The organism is Mycobacteroides sp. H001 (genome assembly GCF_001440005.1).
GTDB lineage: Bacteria > Actinomycetota > Actinomycetes > Mycobacteriales > Mycobacteriaceae > Mycobacterium > Mycobacterium gwanakae.
Genome location: NZ_LJYH01000033.1, coordinates 187,947 through 202,600, shown reverse-complemented (window position 1 = coordinate 202,600; position 14,654 = coordinate 187,947). Strand labels below are relative to the sequence as shown.

General features: G+C 63.9%; 18 protein-coding genes. 10 read left to right on the top strand and 8 right to left on the bottom strand.

What is annotated here, in order from left to right:
* Positions 1–47: 47 nt before the first annotated feature.
* The gene (locus tag AOT83_RS16195) at positions 48–425 is read right to left on the bottom strand and encodes a DUF952 domain-containing protein (protein WP_057966098.1); all 378 of its coding nucleotides are present in this window, start codon (positions 423–425) and stop codon (positions 48–50) included.
* Positions 426–586: 161 nt separating this feature from the next.
* Between AOT83_RS16195 and AOT83_RS26920 the strand changes: the two genes are divergently transcribed.
* Together AOT83_RS26920 and AOT83_RS16190 are read left to right on the top strand one after the other, a co-directional pair.
* On the top strand, positions 587–781 hold the full coding sequence (locus AOT83_RS26920) for a hypothetical protein (RefSeq protein WP_030093800.1): 195 nt from the start codon (positions 587–589) through the stop codon (positions 779–781).
* A 62-nt stretch (positions 782–843) separates the two neighbouring features.
* Entirely contained in the window at positions 844–1,818 is a 975-nt protein-coding gene (locus AOT83_RS16190; RefSeq protein WP_057966099.1) for a YihY/virulence factor BrkB family protein, read from the top strand.
* Here AOT83_RS16190 and AOT83_RS16185 read toward each other — a convergent pair.
* Positions 1,815–2,048: a DUF3039 domain-containing protein gene (locus tag AOT83_RS16185; protein WP_030093802.1), complete on the bottom strand. Its 234-nt coding sequence runs from the start codon at positions 2,046–2,048 to the stop codon at positions 1,815–1,817. The genes AOT83_RS16190 and AOT83_RS16185 overlap by 4 nt on opposite strands.
* 25 nt (positions 2,049–2,073) lie before the next feature.
* Here AOT83_RS16185 and AOT83_RS16180 point away from each other — a divergent pair, with 25 nt between their 5' ends.
* The 3 genes from AOT83_RS16180 to AOT83_RS16170 all read left to right on the top strand — a co-directional run bounded on the left by AOT83_RS16180 (position 2,074) and on the right by AOT83_RS16170 (position 4,373).
* Positions 2,074–2,466: a DUF3099 domain-containing protein gene (locus AOT83_RS16180; protein ID WP_030093803.1), complete on the top strand. Its 393-nt coding sequence runs from the start codon at positions 2,074–2,076 to the stop codon at positions 2,464–2,466.
* Between the two features lie 147 nt (positions 2,467–2,613).
* Positions 2,614–3,585 carry a sigma-70 family RNA polymerase sigma factor gene (locus AOT83_RS16175; protein ID WP_046254064.1) on the top strand — a complete coding sequence of 324 codons (972 nt, stop codon included), beginning with the start codon at positions 2,614–2,616 and terminating at the stop codon, positions 3,583–3,585.
* A gap of 101 nt (positions 3,586–3,686) precedes the next feature.
* Complete coding sequence (locus AOT83_RS16170) at positions 3,687–4,373, top strand: metal-dependent transcriptional regulator (protein WP_057966189.1); 687 nt, start codon at positions 3,687–3,689, stop codon at positions 4,371–4,373.
* Here the strand turns inward: AOT83_RS16170 and AOT83_RS16165 are convergent.
* Positions 4,370–5,419 (bottom strand): DUF4192 domain-containing protein, encoded by a 1,050-nt coding sequence (locus tag AOT83_RS16165; RefSeq protein ID WP_057966100.1) that lies wholly within the window; start codon positions 5,417–5,419, stop codon positions 4,370–4,372. The genes AOT83_RS16170 and AOT83_RS16165 overlap by 4 nt on opposite strands.
* 121 nt (positions 5,420–5,540) lie before the next feature.
* On the bottom strand, positions 5,541–6,275 hold the full coding sequence (locus AOT83_RS16160) for a hypothetical protein (protein ID WP_057966101.1): 735 nt from the start codon (positions 6,273–6,275) through the stop codon (positions 5,541–5,543).
* Positions 6,276–6,399: 124 nt separating this feature from the next.
* On the opposite strand from AOT83_RS16160, the gene sthA reads away from it, so the two are divergent.
* The 4 genes from sthA to AOT83_RS16140 all read left to right on the top strand — a co-directional run bounded on the left by sthA (position 6,400) and on the right by AOT83_RS16140 (position 10,877).
* Entirely contained in the window at positions 6,400–7,851 is a 1,452-nt protein-coding gene (gene sthA / locus AOT83_RS16155) for a Si-specific NAD(P)(+) transhydrogenase (RefSeq protein ID WP_046254068.1), read from the top strand.
* A gap of 136 nt (positions 7,852–7,987) precedes the next feature.
* A complete protein-coding gene (locus AOT83_RS16150) occupies positions 7,988–8,971 on the top strand; it encodes a PAC2 family protein (RefSeq protein ID WP_030093811.1) in 984 nt (327 codons plus the stop codon).
* Positions 8,972–9,025: 54 nt separating this feature from the next.
* Positions 9,026–10,108: an alpha/beta hydrolase gene (locus AOT83_RS16145; protein WP_078285429.1), complete on the top strand. Its 1,083-nt coding sequence runs from the start codon at positions 9,026–9,028 to the stop codon at positions 10,106–10,108.
* Positions 10,109–10,193: 85 nt separating this feature from the next.
* Positions 10,194–10,877, top strand: a complete 684-nt coding sequence (locus tag AOT83_RS16140; protein ID WP_057966102.1) for a PhzF family phenazine biosynthesis protein — start codon at positions 10,194–10,196, stop codon at positions 10,875–10,877.
* Between the two features lie 25 nt (positions 10,878–10,902).
* On the opposite strand, the gene nrdR is transcribed toward AOT83_RS16140, so the two are convergent.
* Together nrdR and AOT83_RS16130 are read right to left on the bottom strand one after the other, a co-directional pair.
* Positions 10,903–11,367: a transcriptional regulator NrdR gene (gene nrdR / locus AOT83_RS16135; protein WP_030093814.1), complete on the bottom strand. Its 465-nt coding sequence runs from the start codon at positions 11,365–11,367 to the stop codon at positions 10,903–10,905.
* Between the two features lie 130 nt (positions 11,368–11,497).
* Entirely contained in the window at positions 11,498–12,007 is a 510-nt protein-coding gene (locus AOT83_RS16130; protein ID WP_057966103.1) for a LysM peptidoglycan-binding domain-containing protein, read from the bottom strand.
* A 229-nt stretch (positions 12,008–12,236) separates the two neighbouring features.
* Between AOT83_RS16130 and lexA the strand changes: the two genes are divergently transcribed.
* Positions 12,237–12,911 (top strand): transcriptional repressor LexA, encoded by a 675-nt coding sequence (gene lexA, locus AOT83_RS16125; protein ID WP_030093816.1) that lies wholly within the window; start codon positions 12,237–12,239, stop codon positions 12,909–12,911.
* On the opposite strand, the gene AOT83_RS16120 is transcribed toward lexA, so the two are convergent.
* Both AOT83_RS16120 and AOT83_RS16115 read right to left on the bottom strand, forming a co-directional pair.
* Positions 12,908–13,441, bottom strand: a complete 534-nt coding sequence (locus tag AOT83_RS16120; protein ID WP_057966104.1) for a GNAT family N-acetyltransferase — start codon at positions 13,439–13,441, stop codon at positions 12,908–12,910. The genes lexA and AOT83_RS16120 overlap by 4 nt on opposite strands.
* A 6-nt stretch (positions 13,442–13,447) precedes the next feature.
* Positions 13,448–14,602, bottom strand: a complete 1,155-nt coding sequence (locus AOT83_RS16115; RefSeq protein ID WP_030093818.1) for an acyl-CoA dehydrogenase family protein — start codon at positions 14,600–14,602, stop codon at positions 13,448–13,450.
* Positions 14,603–14,654: the final 52 nt, after the last annotated feature.

Sequence of the window (14,654 nt, the reverse complement as noted above, 5' to 3'; positions counted from 1 at the left end):
ATCTCAAGACCGGCGAACTACGCCAGTCTAGCTACCACGTTGATAGCTTAGAAGTGCTTAGGTGCCAGCGGCTCAAAAAAGCCATCCGATCCCGGCCGGAAGTTCGCCACGGACGTAACTGCGGCAATCGGCAGCGGTCCGTACAGATGAGGGAACAGCATCGATTCGGGGTCGCTAGGCACGCCCGGTTCCCAACGTACCGGAGAGTCCAGCAGATTCAGGGCAACAGACAATACGACCAGATCACACCTTCCGCGATACAAGCGGTTGGCCGGAAGGTGAACCTGGTACGGCTCGGAGAGGTGAATAAATCCCGTTTCGTCCAGTGACGTGGGCCGATGCTCCCCCTGTTCACCCGCCAACGCCCACTCTTCGTCGGAACAGATGTGAACGAGTTCGGGTTCACCCGGCGGCATCGACTGCATCACACCAGCCTGCCTCAACCCTGTAACGCCCTCGACGTGAGCCGCGACACACCGGACACACGCGGGGAACAACCGAAACCCCCCAAACGTCTGACAAAGTACATACATAGGCGCCGAGCGGTTCACCGGACCGCAAAGCTCAGGAGAGATACGGAGGAGCCATGAACGCAACTCTGACCAGTCCAGAGCTGACGAAGGCTGACCGCTGCGATCGTTGCGGTGCGGCTGCTCGAGTCCGCGCCACACTCCCGTCGGGAGCGCAGCTGCTCTTTTGCCAGCACCACGCTAACGAGCACTCCGAGAAGCTGAGCGCGATGTCGGCGGTGCTGTACATCAGCGGTCCGGACGAGGATTAGTCACCGCGGTTTCACCCCCGGTAAGTACTGCTGACCATCCCATCAGGAATGCTGGTGTGGCCATGAGTGATAAGCCACGCCATTTCTCGTTCGGTCGAGACGTCTTGCACGTAATGCGCCGCACGGCCGTAAAGAGTTGGGACGACTCGATTTTCGCGCAGTCGGCGCAGGCCGCCTTCTGGCAGGTGTTGTCACTACCGCCGCTTCTTTTGGGGATCCTGGGGAGCTTGACGTTCGTCGGGCCGCTGTTCGGACCGGACACGCTGCCCGAGATCCAGGAGCGAATCCTGCGGGTGGCCAACAGTGTTTTCAGCAAGAGCGTGGTCACCGAGATCATCGAGCCCACCATCGTCGACATCATGCGCGACGGGCGCGGCGAGGTGGTGTCCATCGGATTCGTCATCTCACTGTGGGCAGGGTCCTCGGCGATATCTAGCTTTGTGGACTCCGTGGTGGAGGCGCACGACCAGACACCCCTGCGCCATCCCGTGCGCCAGCGGTTCTTTGCGCTGGGCCTGTACGTCGCCGCGCTGGCGATGGCGGTGGTGACCTTGCCGGTGATCGCCCTCGGGCCCAAGCGGATCGCCGAGGTGGTACCCGACTCTTGGAATGCGGTGCTGCGTTACGGCTACTTCCCGCTCTTCGGCATCGCACTAGTGGCCCTGGTGACGCTGCTGTACCGGGTATCCCTACCGCGGCCGCTTCCTTCACACCGGCTATGGATCGGTGCGCTGTTGGCGGTGACGTTCTTCGTGATCGCCAGCCTGGGGCTGCGGTTCTACCTGAACTGGATCACCCGCACCGGATACACCTACGGCGCCCTCGCGACCCCCATCGCGTTCTTGCTGTTCGCGTTCATGCTGGGATTCGCGATCGTGCTGGGCGCCGAGCTGAATGCCGCGATCGAGGAGAACTGGCCGGCCGGGGCCACCCACGCCCGGCAGTTGCGGGAATGGCTGAGCCCCCAAAACGGCGAGAACACCGCCGCGAGCAGCCCCGACGAGGCGGCTCCGGAGAAAGCCCCCGAAGGCTGCTAGTCCTTCTTCATCATTTCGTAGATGCGCTTGCAGTCGGGGCACACCGGTGAGCCGGGCTTGGCCGACTTGGTGACCGGAAAAACCTCGCCGCACAGGGCGACCACATGGTTTCCCATGACCGCGCTCTCCACGATCTTGTCCTTCTTGACGTAGTGAAAGACCTTCGGCCTGTCACTGTCGGTGCTCTCGTCGACGGTGGTGTCCGGACGCTCGAGCGTCTGCGTGTCCATCCCTACATTGTGACATCCTGGAGATATGAGAAAAGAGCTGTCGTTCGATGACGACGGCCACCCTGTACTCATCACAGCGGCCGCGGTCTCGGTCGAAGAACAACACCGCGCCCGGGTACGCCGCTATTTGACGCTGATGGCGTTCCGGATCCCGGCACTACTGGGCGCCGCCTGGGCCTACAGCGTGTGGCACAACGGATGGATCTCGCTGGCGATCTTGGCGGCATCGATCCCACTGCCCTGGATGGCGGTGCTCATCGCCAACGACCGTCCTGCCCGCAAGGCCGAGGAACCGCGGCGATACGGGCCCCAGGAACATCGGCACTCGCTGTTTCCCACGGCGGAACGCCGAGCGATTGATCCCGCGCCTCCGCCGCAACCGCGCACCCCGCCGGAAGGCTCCGCTGGCCCGTCTTAGGGACAGCTATGTCAATTCTCAGGACATTCTCAGCTGCTAACTCGAAATCCGCAGGTCAATGACGGCGCCATTTGGGAACCTCAGGAACTTTCTGGGCCACCCGGGCGTTGCAACTCATGAGACCTACGGATCAACTAGGAGGCAGCGATGGCAAACGCCACGACCCGTCCGGCCCGTACTACTGAGTCCGACGATCTGGACACCCAAAGTCCAGCCGCCGACCTCGTGCGGGTGTATTTGAACGGCATCGGCAAGACTGCTCTGCTCACGGCGGAGGACGAAGTCGAGCTGGCAAAACGGATCGAGGCGGGGCTGTATGCCCAGCACCTTCTGGACACCAAGAAACGCCTCGGCGAGGCCCGCAAGAAGGATCTGGCAGCCATCGTGCGGGAAGGTAGCGCCGCGCGCAGCCACCTGCTGGAGGCCAACCTGCGGCTGGTGGTGTCGCTGGCCAAGCGCTACACCGGACGCGGGATGCCGCTGCTGGACCTCATCCAGGAGGGCAACCTGGGCTTGATCCGCGCCATGGAGAAGTTCGACTACGCCAAGGGGTTCAAGTTCTCGACCTACGCCACCTGGTGGATCCGTCAGGCCATCACCCGCGGCATGGCCGATCAGAGCCGCACCATCCGCCTGCCAGTGCACCTGGTGGAGCAGGTGAACAAGCTGGCTCGCATCAAGCGTGAGCTGCACCAGCGGCTCGGTCGCGAGGCCAGCGACGAGGAACTGGCCGAGGAGTCCGGCATTCCCGTGGAGAAGATCGGGGATCTGCTGGACCACAGCCGGGATCCGGTGAGCCTGGACATGCCTGTCGGTACCGACGAAGAAGCGCCGCTTGGCGACTTCATCGAGGACACCGAGGCCATGTCGGCGGAGAACGCCGTCATCGCCGAGCTACTGCACTCGGACGTGCGCAGCGTGCTGGCCACTCTCGACGAGCGTGAGCAGCAGGTCATCCGGCTTCGGTACGGACTCGATGACGGACAGGCCCGCACACTCGACCAGATCGGCAAGCTGTTCGGACTGTCTCGCGAGCGGGTGCGTCAGATCGAGCGTGAAGTCATGACGAAGCTGCGCCACGGCGACCGCGCAGAACGCCTGCGTTCGTACGCGAGCTAGTTGACCTACTACCCTGCCCTCGGGGCGCTGCGTTCTGGAAGCGCAGCGCCCCGATTTGCGTTGTAGATCGGTAGACTAAGCACGACCGTAAGGGGCGAGTGGTGAACGATCTTGTCGATACGACAGAAATGTATCTGCGAACGATCTACGACCTCGAAGAAGAGGGCGTGGTGCCGCTGCGTGCCCGCATTGCCGAAAGGCTCGAGCAGAGCGGCCCGACCGTGAGCCAGACGGTGGCGCGGATGGAACGCGACGGCCTGCTGAACGTCGCCGGCGACCGCCACCTCGAACTCACCGACAAGGGCCGCGCACTGGCGGTCTCGGTGATGCGCAAGCACCGGCTGGCCGAATGCCTGCTGGTCGACGTGATCGGGCTGCCGTGGGAAGACGTGCATGCCGAGGCCTGCCGTTGGGAACACGTGATGAGCGAGGATGTCGAGCGCCGTCTGCTCACGATCCTCAACAACCCGACCACTTCCCCGTTCGGTAACCCGATCCCCGGCCTTTCCGAGTTGGGTGTGCCCGCCGACAGGTCCGAGAATGCCAGCGCCGTGCGGCTGACCGAGATTCAGTCAGGGTCCCAGGTCGCGGTGGTGGTACGCAGGCTGGCCGAACACGTGCAGGCCGATACCGATCTGCTGTCGCGCCTCAAGGACGCCGGTGTGGTGCCGAATGCGCGCGTCACCGTGGAGTCTTCCCCCGATGGCGTCATCATCATCATTCCGGGCCATGAGAGCGTCGAGCTGCCGCACGAGATGGCGCACGCGGTCATGGTGGAGAAGGTCTAGCTCACACCTCGAACCTGCCTGGGCGGCAGGCTGATTCCCAGCTCGTGAGCCAGCCGGAAGCCGGTATCGGCCAGGGCACGAATTTCACCGGGGCGCATACCGGAGTGCAGCGCTGACATCAAGAGCTGCCCCAGACGATGGTCCGGCCGAGCAGTGAGCGCGGCGTCTAGAGCGACACCAGCCAGTGGACCATCGCCGCGCACATAGGCACTAAATCCCAATAACACCAACGCTTCCGCACGCCAGGGGTCAGGGAGCAATCGGCTCAGCGCCAGCCACAGCCGTTCCACATCGTCGGACAGCACACCGACAGCCAACGCACACAACGTGTCTCGGACCCGCACGACCGTCAGGGAGCGAGCAATCGCCAGCAGCTCACGGTTGGACAGTGAACGGAATTCCGCTGTTCGGCACGCCGCCCGCATCACTCGATTCACGGCACGCCGGTCTGCCACGCTGGCCTCGCCTTGTCCCTGAGACGCCCGCCGCAAGGAGACGGCCAGCGCGCAGGTGCGCGCGGTGTCGGAGGGCGCGATCAGCGCCACGAGATCCTCCCTACGGCGATGCACCGTCCTGCCGGCCAAAACCGCCGCCGCGGTCAGCGGAGAGCACCCGGGATCGTCGACGGGCCCGCCAGCGCCGCATCCGTCATAACAGCGCCACCAGCCCTGGGGCCCGACACGGTCTACCGTGTGGCCGGCAATTAACGAAATGCCCTGACGTTCTAGATGTTTGGCTAGCCGCCGGATGATGTCACCGGCCTCACGCTCGTCTATGTCCGCACTGATGACCACTGCGATCACCGCATCGGCCGGCCCCGGCCTCAACACCTCGGCCAGCACCTCGAATGCCAGGCAGTCGGTGCCGTCCAGGTCATGAAGGTCCCTGCGCAGTATCGCTTCGATGAGCCCACCGGCGAGTGTCACCACAACAAGGGAATCTTCCGGAATGAACCCCAACATCGCCGGTAGCGCGGCGATCAGGGCAGAGGGCCGATTCAATCGGAAGTCGGGACGACCGAGCGGTCCGGGAATCAGTGATGTCATGTCCGCACCGTGACAGCCAGGACCGTCAACCCCGCGATAGCGACCTCGCGTTGTGCCAGCGCCTCCGGGAACCTGTGGATGCCGCGGGGACTGTGGACAACCCGCCCGATGGAGCCGGATGTCAGTGGAAGCTGTCGTGCACCTTGAGTACAGCCGCAGTGAAGGCCTGATCCAGGAGCACCGCATCGGGCTCGGTGCCCTGAAAAGTCATGTAGGTGGCCTGGATTCGTATATCTGCGATCTGCGCGATGAGCGACAGGGTGGTTTGTGTACCGTTGCCTGCCCCGGACGGCGACACCGTTTGGTTGACCGCCACCGAATCATCGGCGTTGATGGGCGGAGCCACGGCCTGAGAGGCCGTCACCGTGCTCGTGACCTGGTCCGGGTCGGTGAAGGTATACGAAGTGCAGCGCTCCAGTTGCGTCTTGTAGGTGGCAAGCGGTTGCGGCACGCGAAGTACCGCCACCGTGATGGTCGAATTGTCGGACTCGTTGGTGCCCACCGCCACCGCTGCGTCCTGCGGCACTGCCGGAACGGGTTCCGGTGTGCATGTGGTGGGGGCGACGGTAGCCGCATCGGGCACGCCCCGGATGTCGCGGAGCGCCAGACCGGCGGCACCAGGATCCAGCGTGGTGGCCGGATATTGATGCGGGAAGTCCGTCGGCGCCAGCAGGAGCGCCCCCACCGGGCCCGCCGGTGCCCGCGGCGGCGCGGTGGTGGTGGTCAACGGGGACGATGCGCCACCGGATGACTCCATGGGCGTTCCGTCGATTGCCCGCGTGCATGCGGGCGATGTCGCGGCGCAGCATCCAGCCACAACCATCGTCGCTACCAGCCGCGATGCCGTCACGGTCACATGCTGCCATCGGCACGGCCCGGGTCCCCGGAGGCGCGCGCGAGATTCGGTAGGGACAACTGTTCATGTCACCGTGACACGGACGGCATGCACGGTTAGACGAATCGGCGTATTGAGTACACCCATGACCAACGGCCTTCGCGCAAGCGGCTCATCCACGGCAGCAGAAACCCCCACCTACGACCTCGTCGTCATCGGATCGGGCCCCGGCGGCCAGAAAGCCGCCATCGCCGCGGCCAAGCTGGGCAAGTCGGTGGCCGTGGTCGAACGCGACAACATGCTCGGCGGTGTCTGCACCAACACCGGAACCATTCCGTCCAAGACGCTGCGCGAGGCCGTCCTCTACCTGACCGGCATGAACCAGCGCGAGCTCTACGGCGCGAGCTACCGGGTCAAAGCCAACATCACTCCCGAAGATCTGCTGGCCCGCACCGAACACGTCATCCGTAAGGAAATCGAGGTGGTGCGTTCCCAGCTCCTGCGCAATCGGATCGACCTGATCAGCGGCATCGGACGGTTCGCCGATGAGCACACCGTCGTAGTGGAAGAGCCCTCCCGGGGCGAGCGCACCACACTGCATGCCGAGTACGTCGTGCTGGCCACCGGCACCAAGCCTGCCCGGCCCGCCGGTGTGGCGTTCGACGAACGCCGCGTCCTGGATTCGGACGGCATCCTGGATCTGCGCTTCATCCCCGGATCCATGGTGGTGGTCGGTGCGGGCGTCATCGGAATCGAGTACGCCTCCATGTTCGCCGCCCTGGGCACCAAGGTGACCGTGGTGGAGAAACGCGACTCGATGCTGGACTTCTGCGATCCCGAAGTCGTTGAGGCCCTTCGCTTTCACCTGCGCGACTTGGCCGTGACCTTCCGTTTCGGTGAGGAGGTCACCGCCGTCGACGTCAATGATTCGGGCACCATGACCACATTGGCCAGCGGCAAACAGATCCCCGCCGACACCGTGATGTACTCCGCGGGACGACAGGGGCAGACAGATCAGCTCGACCTCGCCCGGGCCGGGCTGGAGGCCGACAACCGAGGCCGGATCTGGGTTGACGCGAACTTTCAGACCAAGGTCGACCACATCTACGCGGTGGGTGACGTGATCGGCTTCCCCGCGCTGGCGGCCACCTCGATGGATCAGGGCCGCCTCGCGGCCTACCACGCGTTTGGCGAGCCGTCCAAAGGCATGACCGATCTGCAACCGATCGGCATCTACTCCATCCCCGAAGTGTCCTATGTGGGCGCCACCGAGGTTGAACTCACCAAGAACGCGATTCCCTACGAGGTGGGTGTCTCGCGTTATCGCGAGCTGGCGCGCGGACAGATCGCCGGAGATTCCTACGGAATGCTCAAGCTGCTGGTGTCCACCGAGGACCTCAGGCTGCTCGGAGTGCACATCTTCGGCTCTGATGCCACCGACCTGGTCCACATCGGACAGGCGGTGATGGGCTGCGGCGGCACCGTCGAGTACCTGGTCGACGCGGTTTTCAACTACCCGACGTTCTCCGAGGCCTACAAGGTCGCCGCACTCGACGTGATGAACAAGATCCGCGCGCTCAATCAGTTCAAGGCCTGAAGGATTTCGCGCTGGGCGAATGCCGCCCACATCCGGAATTTGCATCCCGCCTGGGCCGTTGAGGCCATAGGTACATTCGCCGTTTGCCTGCCAGTAAGGGACACTGGTGGGACGAGGACGCGAAGGGAGGCGAATCATGACAAGCAGTAACGACGGGGAGCAGCAGCCGTACAGACCCGATCAGAGTGGCATGTACGAGCTGGAATTCCCGGGTCCACAGCTGGCATCCGCCGATGGGCGCGGTCCGGTTCTGGTGCATGCGTTGCAGGGCTTCTCCGACTCCGGTCACGCCGTGAAGCTGGCGGCCGCGCACCTGCGTGACACGCTCGAAAGCGAATTGGTCGCGTCATTCGCCATCGACGATCTGCTCGACTACCGGTCTCGCCGTCCGGTGATGACGTTCAAGAGCGATCACTTCACCGAGTACGCCACGCCCGAACTCAACCTGTATGCGCTCAAAGACACCAAGGGCACACCGTTCCTGCTGCTGGCCGGGCTTGAGCCAGATCTGAAGTGGGAGCGTTTCGTCACCGCGATCCGGCTGCTGGCCGATCAACTCGGTGTACGCAAGACCATTGGACTGGGCGCGATTCCGATGGCGGTACCGCATACCCGCCCGATCACCCTGACCGCACACGGAAACGACCGCAAGACCCTCGACGAGCACCCGGGCTGGATCGATGAGGTCCAGGTCCCGGGCAGCGCCTCCAACCTGCTGGAGTTCCGTCTGGCCCAGCACGGCCACGATGTGGTCGGCTTCGCCGTCCACGTTCCCCATTACCTGGCACAGACCGACTACCCGGAGGCCTCGCAACGCCTGCTGGAGGAAGTCGCCAGGACCGGCGATCTGGATCTGGATCTGCAGGCGCTTACCGAGGCAGCCGGCAAGGTGCGCAACCAGATCAACGAGCAGGTGGAAGGCAGCGAAGAAGTCGCTCAGGTGGTCCATGCGCTGGAACGCCAGTACGACGCCTTCGTCGCGGCGCAGGAGAATCGCTCGTTGCTGGCACGGGACGAGGAGCTTCCCAGCGGTGACGAACTGGCCGGAGAATTCGAGCGTTTCCTCGCTGAACAGGCCAAGTTCGGCGAGGATCCGTCCGGCGATGGGCCTGTTCTCTAAGCCTGTTGTCCGCTCGCCGCGCCAAATTTGCGGCGAAGGGTCAAAATACTTGACATGAATCCTCCGCCGCGGCTCCTGCATCCAGTGCCGGATACCGAGCACACCGAGGGTGCCGATGTCGGCGACAATGCTGAATCGGCCACCGACGCATCGACGCGTCCACGGATGGCGTTCCGCACCATCCACGGGTACCGGCGCGCCTTTCGAATCGCGGGATCGGGACCCGCACTTCTGCTCATTCACGGTATCGGCGACAACTCCGCGACATGGGACAGCGTGCACGCGCAGCTCGCCGAGCATTTCACTGTGATCGCCCCGGATCTGCTGGGGCACGGCCAGTCGGATAAACCACGCGCCGACTACTCGGTGGCGGCCTACGCCAATGGCATGCGGGACTTGCTGGCCGTGTTGGACATCGAGAAGGTCACCGTCGTCGGGCATTCGCTGGGCGGCGGCGTTGCGATGCAGTTCACCTACCAGTTCCCCCACCTGGTCGAGAGACTCATTCTGGTCGCGCCGGGCGGGGTGACCAAAGATGTCAACATCGTATTGCGTTGTGCGTCAATGCCCGTCATCGGAGATGCGATCGGGCTTCTGAGACTGCCGCTGGCCATGCCGATGATCCGGCTGACCGGCGCAATAGCCGGCGCGACGTTGGGACGGGCCGGAATGGGCCGCGACATCCCCGACGTCCTGCGGGTTCTCGCCGACCTGCCCGAGCCCCGGGCCTCGGCCGCGTTCACCCGGACGCTGCGCGCCGTGGTTGATTGGCGCGGCCAGGTGGTCACCATGCTCGACCGATGTTATTTGACCGAGTCCGTTCCCGTGCAGCTGATTTGGGGTAGCGACGACCTGGTGATCCCGGTTAGCCACGGCCATTTCGCCCATGCGGCGATGCCCGGCTCGACACTAGAGATCTTCGAGCACTCCGGGCATTTCCCCTTCCACGACGACCCCGATCGATTCATCAGCATCGTGCGCCAATTCATCGACTCCACCGAGCCCGCCGAATACGACGAGAATGAGTTGCGCCGACTGTTACGCACCGGCATCACCGAGCACACGATCAGCGGCGCCGCACGGACCCGGATGGCGGTGCTCGACGCTATGGGCACCGACGAGCGCAGCGCCACCTAGCCACGAGAGCTCAAGCGGTACCGAAGGATTGCGCAGTTCACGGGGTATCCCGGTGCGCGGCGCGCGCGAGACGTAGAGTCGACGCATGAGTGTTGATGTCGCGGTTGTCCGCGTATTCACCGATGAGACAGGCAACTTCGGCAATCCCCTAGGGATCGTCAATGGTGCCGACGTTCCAGCGTCGGCACGCCAGGAGGTCGCTACCCGGCTGGGTTTCAGCGAAACAGTTTTCGTCGATCTTCCCGCCGAAGGATCCAACACCGCACATCTGCGGATCTTCACCCCGGCCGCCGAGCTGCCCTTCGCCGGACATCCGACCGTCGGATTGGCGTGGTGGCTGCGTGAACGCGGGACACCGGTCAACACCCTGCAGGTTCCCGCGGGCGTGCTCCAGGTGAGCTATGACGACCGCACGTGGATACGCGCCCGGTCCGAGTGGTCACCCGAGACCGATTTCCACGAGCTGGACTCCCCCAAAGATGTGGATGCTGCCGATCCTTCCGACTACGCCGACGAACTACTGCATTGCGTCTGGGCGTGGCAGGACCGCAATACGAGTCTGGTGCGATCGCGGGTATTCGCGTTCGACCTGGGTGTCAACGAGGACGAAGCAACTGGTTCGGTGGCGGCACGGATGACCGACCTGTTGAGCCGTGATCTGATCGTCAATCAGGGCAAGGGTTCACAGATTCTCACGCAATGGAGCCCGGAGGGCTGGGTGACTATCGGTGGCCATGTCGTCGCCGATCAGTCACTGACGTTGGACTAGCGACGCACGGCACCGCCATCTGGGTCTAGGACCCTGTCGGAGCGTCCCGGTGCGCGCGCAATGCGGCGATCTCGCGTTCGAAGTCCTCGGCGGAGCTGAATCCGCGATACACCGAGGCGAAACGCAGGTACGCGACCTCGTCCAGGTCGCGAAGCGGGCCAAGGATGGCCAGGCCCACCTCATTGCTGGGGATTTCCGGGGATCCGGCGGCCCTGACGGCATCCTCGACTTGCTGAGCAAGCAGATTCAGCGCGTCGTCGTCGACGTCGCGACCCTGACAGGCACGGCGTACGCCCTTGATGACCTTGTCGCGACTGAACGGCTCGGTGACACCGCTGCGCTTCACAACAGCGAGCACAGCGGTCTCGACGGTGGTGAAACGACGGCCGCACTCCGGGCACGATCGACGTCGCCGTATCGCCTGACCCTCATCCGCCTCACGGGAATCGACCACACGCGAGTCTGGATGCCGGCAGAACGGACAGTGCATTACTGCTCCTTCGCCGGTTCTGGACTCCAAGTCGTTGGGCTGGGTGAGCTGACGCACAGCGCAACGCGCCCAGACCGGTGTCGAGGATACCCGTGCTCCCGCACGTTCGAAGGTCACGCCCGTTCGCCGATCAGCCGACCGGAGAAACCAGTGTCTGACCGGCTTGCACTGTCGCCGAATCGAGTTCATTGAGTTCACGGATCTTGGACACCACCGCCGAGCGCGGCGCGCCCGGTGCGACACGCGAGGCCACATCAGCCAGGGTCTCTCCGGGCGCGACCTGGACAACCGCCACGCGGTCGGGCACGTCAACTCCCCCGATTCCGGCGGCGCTGACCTGGCCGAGCATCAACAGCCACATGGTGGCCACGGCGGCACCCACCGAGACAACGATGGTGGCCTTAAGGCTCACCGGGCTGCGACGGTGCACCCGATGTGGCGCCGACGAGACTCGGATGCCGTTACCCCGGTACGCAACCGGCCGTCCGGAAGGCCTCCGGTAGGCGACGGTGCGCACCGGCAGTGCCCGGCGCTGGGTCAGCGGGTACTGGGCGCTGTACGCACGCGCCTGCGGGGCGCACTCGCGTGATGCGTGCTCGGCGGTGCGAAGACGCGGCGTGGTGAGAACGTTTGTGCTCATCGGTATGCCCTTCCTGTCCTGTCGATCGGTAAGCCCGTTCGCTCTTATGTTCGAATGTACTCGATCATGTGTTCGATGTCCGAACATGTGATCGATTTGTAGCATCCGCCACCGACAAGTGGTACTGACCAGCGACGACGCACCAGATAGTCGGGCCACCGACCGTCATTGGCGACACGCATCGAACACATGTTTGATAAATGTCGTCGACAGGTCTAGATTCGGGCCCATGAGCGATACACCCAGCAAGGGACCCGCCACCGGTTCACTGACCGAGCGCCAGCGGACCATCCTGGAGGTCATCCGCGCATCGGTGAATGAACGGGGCTACCCCCCGAGCATCCGCGAAATCGGAGACGCCGTCGGGCTTACCTCGACGTCGTCGGTCGCCCATCAACTACGCACCCTCGAACAGAAGGGCTTCCTGCGGCGTGATCCGAACCGTCCACGCGCCGTTGATGTTCGGGGTATCGATGACGCTCATACCCCCTCTGCCACCACCGATGTGGTGGGTTCGGGCGATCTGCCGGAGCCCACGTTCGTGCCCGTGCTGGGACGGATCGCCGCCGGTGGTCCGATCCTGGCCGAGGAGGCCGTTGAGGATGTGTTCCCACTCCCCCGCGAACTTGTCGGCGAGGGATCGCTATTCCTGCTCAAGGTCGTCGGCGAATCGATGATCGACGCCGCGATCTGCGATGGCGACTGGGTGGTGGTCCGCCAGCAGAATGTCGCCGACAACGGTGACATCGTGGCAGCGATGATCGATGGTGAGGCGACCGTCAAAACATTCAAGCGGACGACGGGTCAGGTGTGGCTGATGCCGCACAACCCGCTCTTCGAGCCCATCCCCGGTAACGACGCCGCCATCCTCGGCAAGGTCGTCACCGTCATCCGCAAGGTCTAGGCGGACCCGGGCGGCGGCCCGGGCGCAGAAGCATCCTCGACGGACGTTAGGAAGAGCTGGAAGTGCGCCACGTCGTGCCAGCTACCCAGCTTGTAACCGATCCGTCGATACAGCGCCACCTGTTCGAATCCCATTGCCACGTGTAGTTTTTCGCTCGCCAGATTAGGCACCACGACAACGGCCAGCACGGTGCGATAGCCGAGAGAGCGCAAACGCTCCAACAGCGCCGCGTACAACTGACGCCCCGCTCCGCGCTGCCGGCGCGCACCGTCTACATACACACTCACCTCGCAAGCCCACTGATAGGCCGTGCGGGACTTCCATGGCACCGCGTAGGCATACCCGAGAATCTCTCCGGCGTCTTCGGCGACTAGCCAGGCATGGCGGTGGGCCGCCGTCTGGATGCGTTCGGCAAGAACGACATCCGACGGCGGCACCTCCTCGAACGAAATAGCCGTCTCGGTGACATACGGCGCATAGATCGCCGCGCACGCGGCCGCGTCGGCGGCCGTGGCGTCACGGATACGCATCCGCGACTAGAGCGAACGTCCGATGATCTCCTTCATGATCTCGGTGGTTCCGCCGTAGATCGTCTGGATACGAGAGTCCATGTAGGCACGCGCCACCGGGTATTCACGCATGAAGCCGTAACCGCCGTGCAGCTGCAGGCAGCGGTCGATCAGGTGAACCTGCTTCTCGGTGCTGTACCACTTGGCCATCGCGGCCTGCTCGACGCTGAGTTCTTTCTTGTTGAGCAGCGTGATGAATTCGTCGACCATGATTCGGATCATGGTCGCGTCGGTGGCGAGCTCGGCCAGCACAAAGCGGCTGTTCTGGAAGCTCTTGATCGGCTTGCCGAACGCCTTGCGCTCGGATGTGTACTCGATGGTCGCCTCGAGCATGGTTTCCATCGCCGCAGCCGCGACGACCGCAATCGACATGCGTTCCTGAGGCAGGTTCTGCATGAGGTAGATGAAGCCCTGGCCCTCTTCGCCCAGCAGGTTGGCGGCGGGCACGCGAACGTCGGTGAAGGACAGCTCGGCGGTGTCCTGGGCGTCCAGACCCATCTTGTCGAGCTTGCGGCCACGCTCAAAGCCCTCCATGCCGCGCTCGACGACAATCAGGCTGAAGCCCAGCGCACCCTTTTCGGGGTCGGTCTGTGCGACCACGATCACCAGGTCGGCGTTGATGCCGTTGGTGATGAAGGTCTTCGCGCCATTGAGAATGTAATGATCGCCGTCCTTGACCGCGCGGGTCTTGATGCCCTGCAAGTCGCTGCCGGTCCCCGGCTCGGTCATGGCGATGGCGCTGATCAGCTCGCCGGAACAGAATCCCGGGAACCAGCGTGCCTTCTGCTCGTCGTTGGCCAGATCCCGGAAGTACGGGCCCGCGACATCGTTGTGCAGGGTGAAACCGATACCCGACTGACGGGCCTTGGTGATCTCTTCACCGATGATCGCGTTGTAGCGGAAATCCACGAGTCCGCCGCCACCGAACTCCTCGGGCATATCGGTGCCCAAAAAGCCCTGCTTGCCGGCCTCGACCCACAGCGAACGGTCGACGATCTTGTTCTCGTCCCACTCCTCGCGGTAGGGCTCTGCATGCCGTTCCAGGAAGGTCTTGAACGACTCGCGGAACAGTTCGTGCTCGGGTTCGAAGATGGTGCGTTTGAACTTAACGGCGCCGGCCATGATCACCTTCCGGTTTGGATTTACGTACTTGGCAGAATGTATACCAACCCAC

Coding starts and splice junctions, on each gene's coding strand:
- AOT83_RS16195 (WP_057966098.1), bottom strand. CDS start 425: ATGCAGTCGATGCCGCCGGGTGAACCCGAACTCGTTCACATCTGTTCC.
- AOT83_RS16120 (WP_057966104.1), bottom strand. CDS start 13,441: ATGCGTATCCGTGACGCCACGGCCGCCGACGCGGCCGCGTGCGCGGCG.
- AOT83_RS16130 (WP_057966103.1), bottom strand. CDS start 12,007: ATGAGCACAAACGTTCTCACCACGCCGCGTCTTCGCACCGCCGAGCAC.
- AOT83_RS16150 (WP_030093811.1), top strand. CDS start 7,988: ATGACAAGCAGTAACGACGGGGAGCAGCAGCCGTACAGACCCGATCAG.
- lexA (WP_030093816.1), top strand. CDS start 12,237: ATGAGCGATACACCCAGCAAGGGACCCGCCACCGGTTCACTGACCGAG.
- AOT83_RS26920 (WP_030093800.1), top strand. CDS start 587: ATGAACGCAACTCTGACCAGTCCAGAGCTGACGAAGGCTGACCGCTGC.
- AOT83_RS16185 (WP_030093802.1), bottom strand. CDS start 2,048: ATGGACACGCAGACGCTCGAGCGTCCGGACACCACCGTCGACGAGAGC.
- AOT83_RS16175 (WP_046254064.1), top strand. CDS start 2,614: ATGGCAAACGCCACGACCCGTCCGGCCCGTACTACTGAGTCCGACGAT.
- AOT83_RS16190 (WP_057966099.1), top strand. CDS start 844: ATGAGTGATAAGCCACGCCATTTCTCGTTCGGTCGAGACGTCTTGCAC.
- AOT83_RS16165 (WP_057966100.1), bottom strand. CDS start 5,419: ATGACATCACTGATTCCCGGACCGCTCGGTCGTCCCGACTTCCGATTG.
- AOT83_RS16140 (WP_057966102.1), top strand. CDS start 10,194: ATGAGTGTTGATGTCGCGGTTGTCCGCGTATTCACCGATGAGACAGGC.
- AOT83_RS16145 (WP_078285429.1), top strand. CDS start 9,026: ATGAATCCTCCGCCGCGGCTCCTGCATCCAGTGCCGGATACCGAGCAC.
- sthA (WP_046254068.1), top strand. CDS start 6,400: ATGACCAACGGCCTTCGCGCAAGCGGCTCATCCACGGCAGCAGAAACC.
- AOT83_RS16180 (WP_030093803.1), top strand. CDS start 2,074: ATGAGAAAAGAGCTGTCGTTCGATGACGACGGCCACCCTGTACTCATC.
- nrdR (WP_030093814.1), bottom strand. CDS start 11,367: ATGCACTGTCCGTTCTGCCGGCATCCAGACTCGCGTGTGGTCGATTCC.
- AOT83_RS16115 (WP_030093818.1), bottom strand. CDS start 14,602: ATGGCCGGCGCCGTTAAGTTCAAACGCACCATCTTCGAACCCGAGCAC.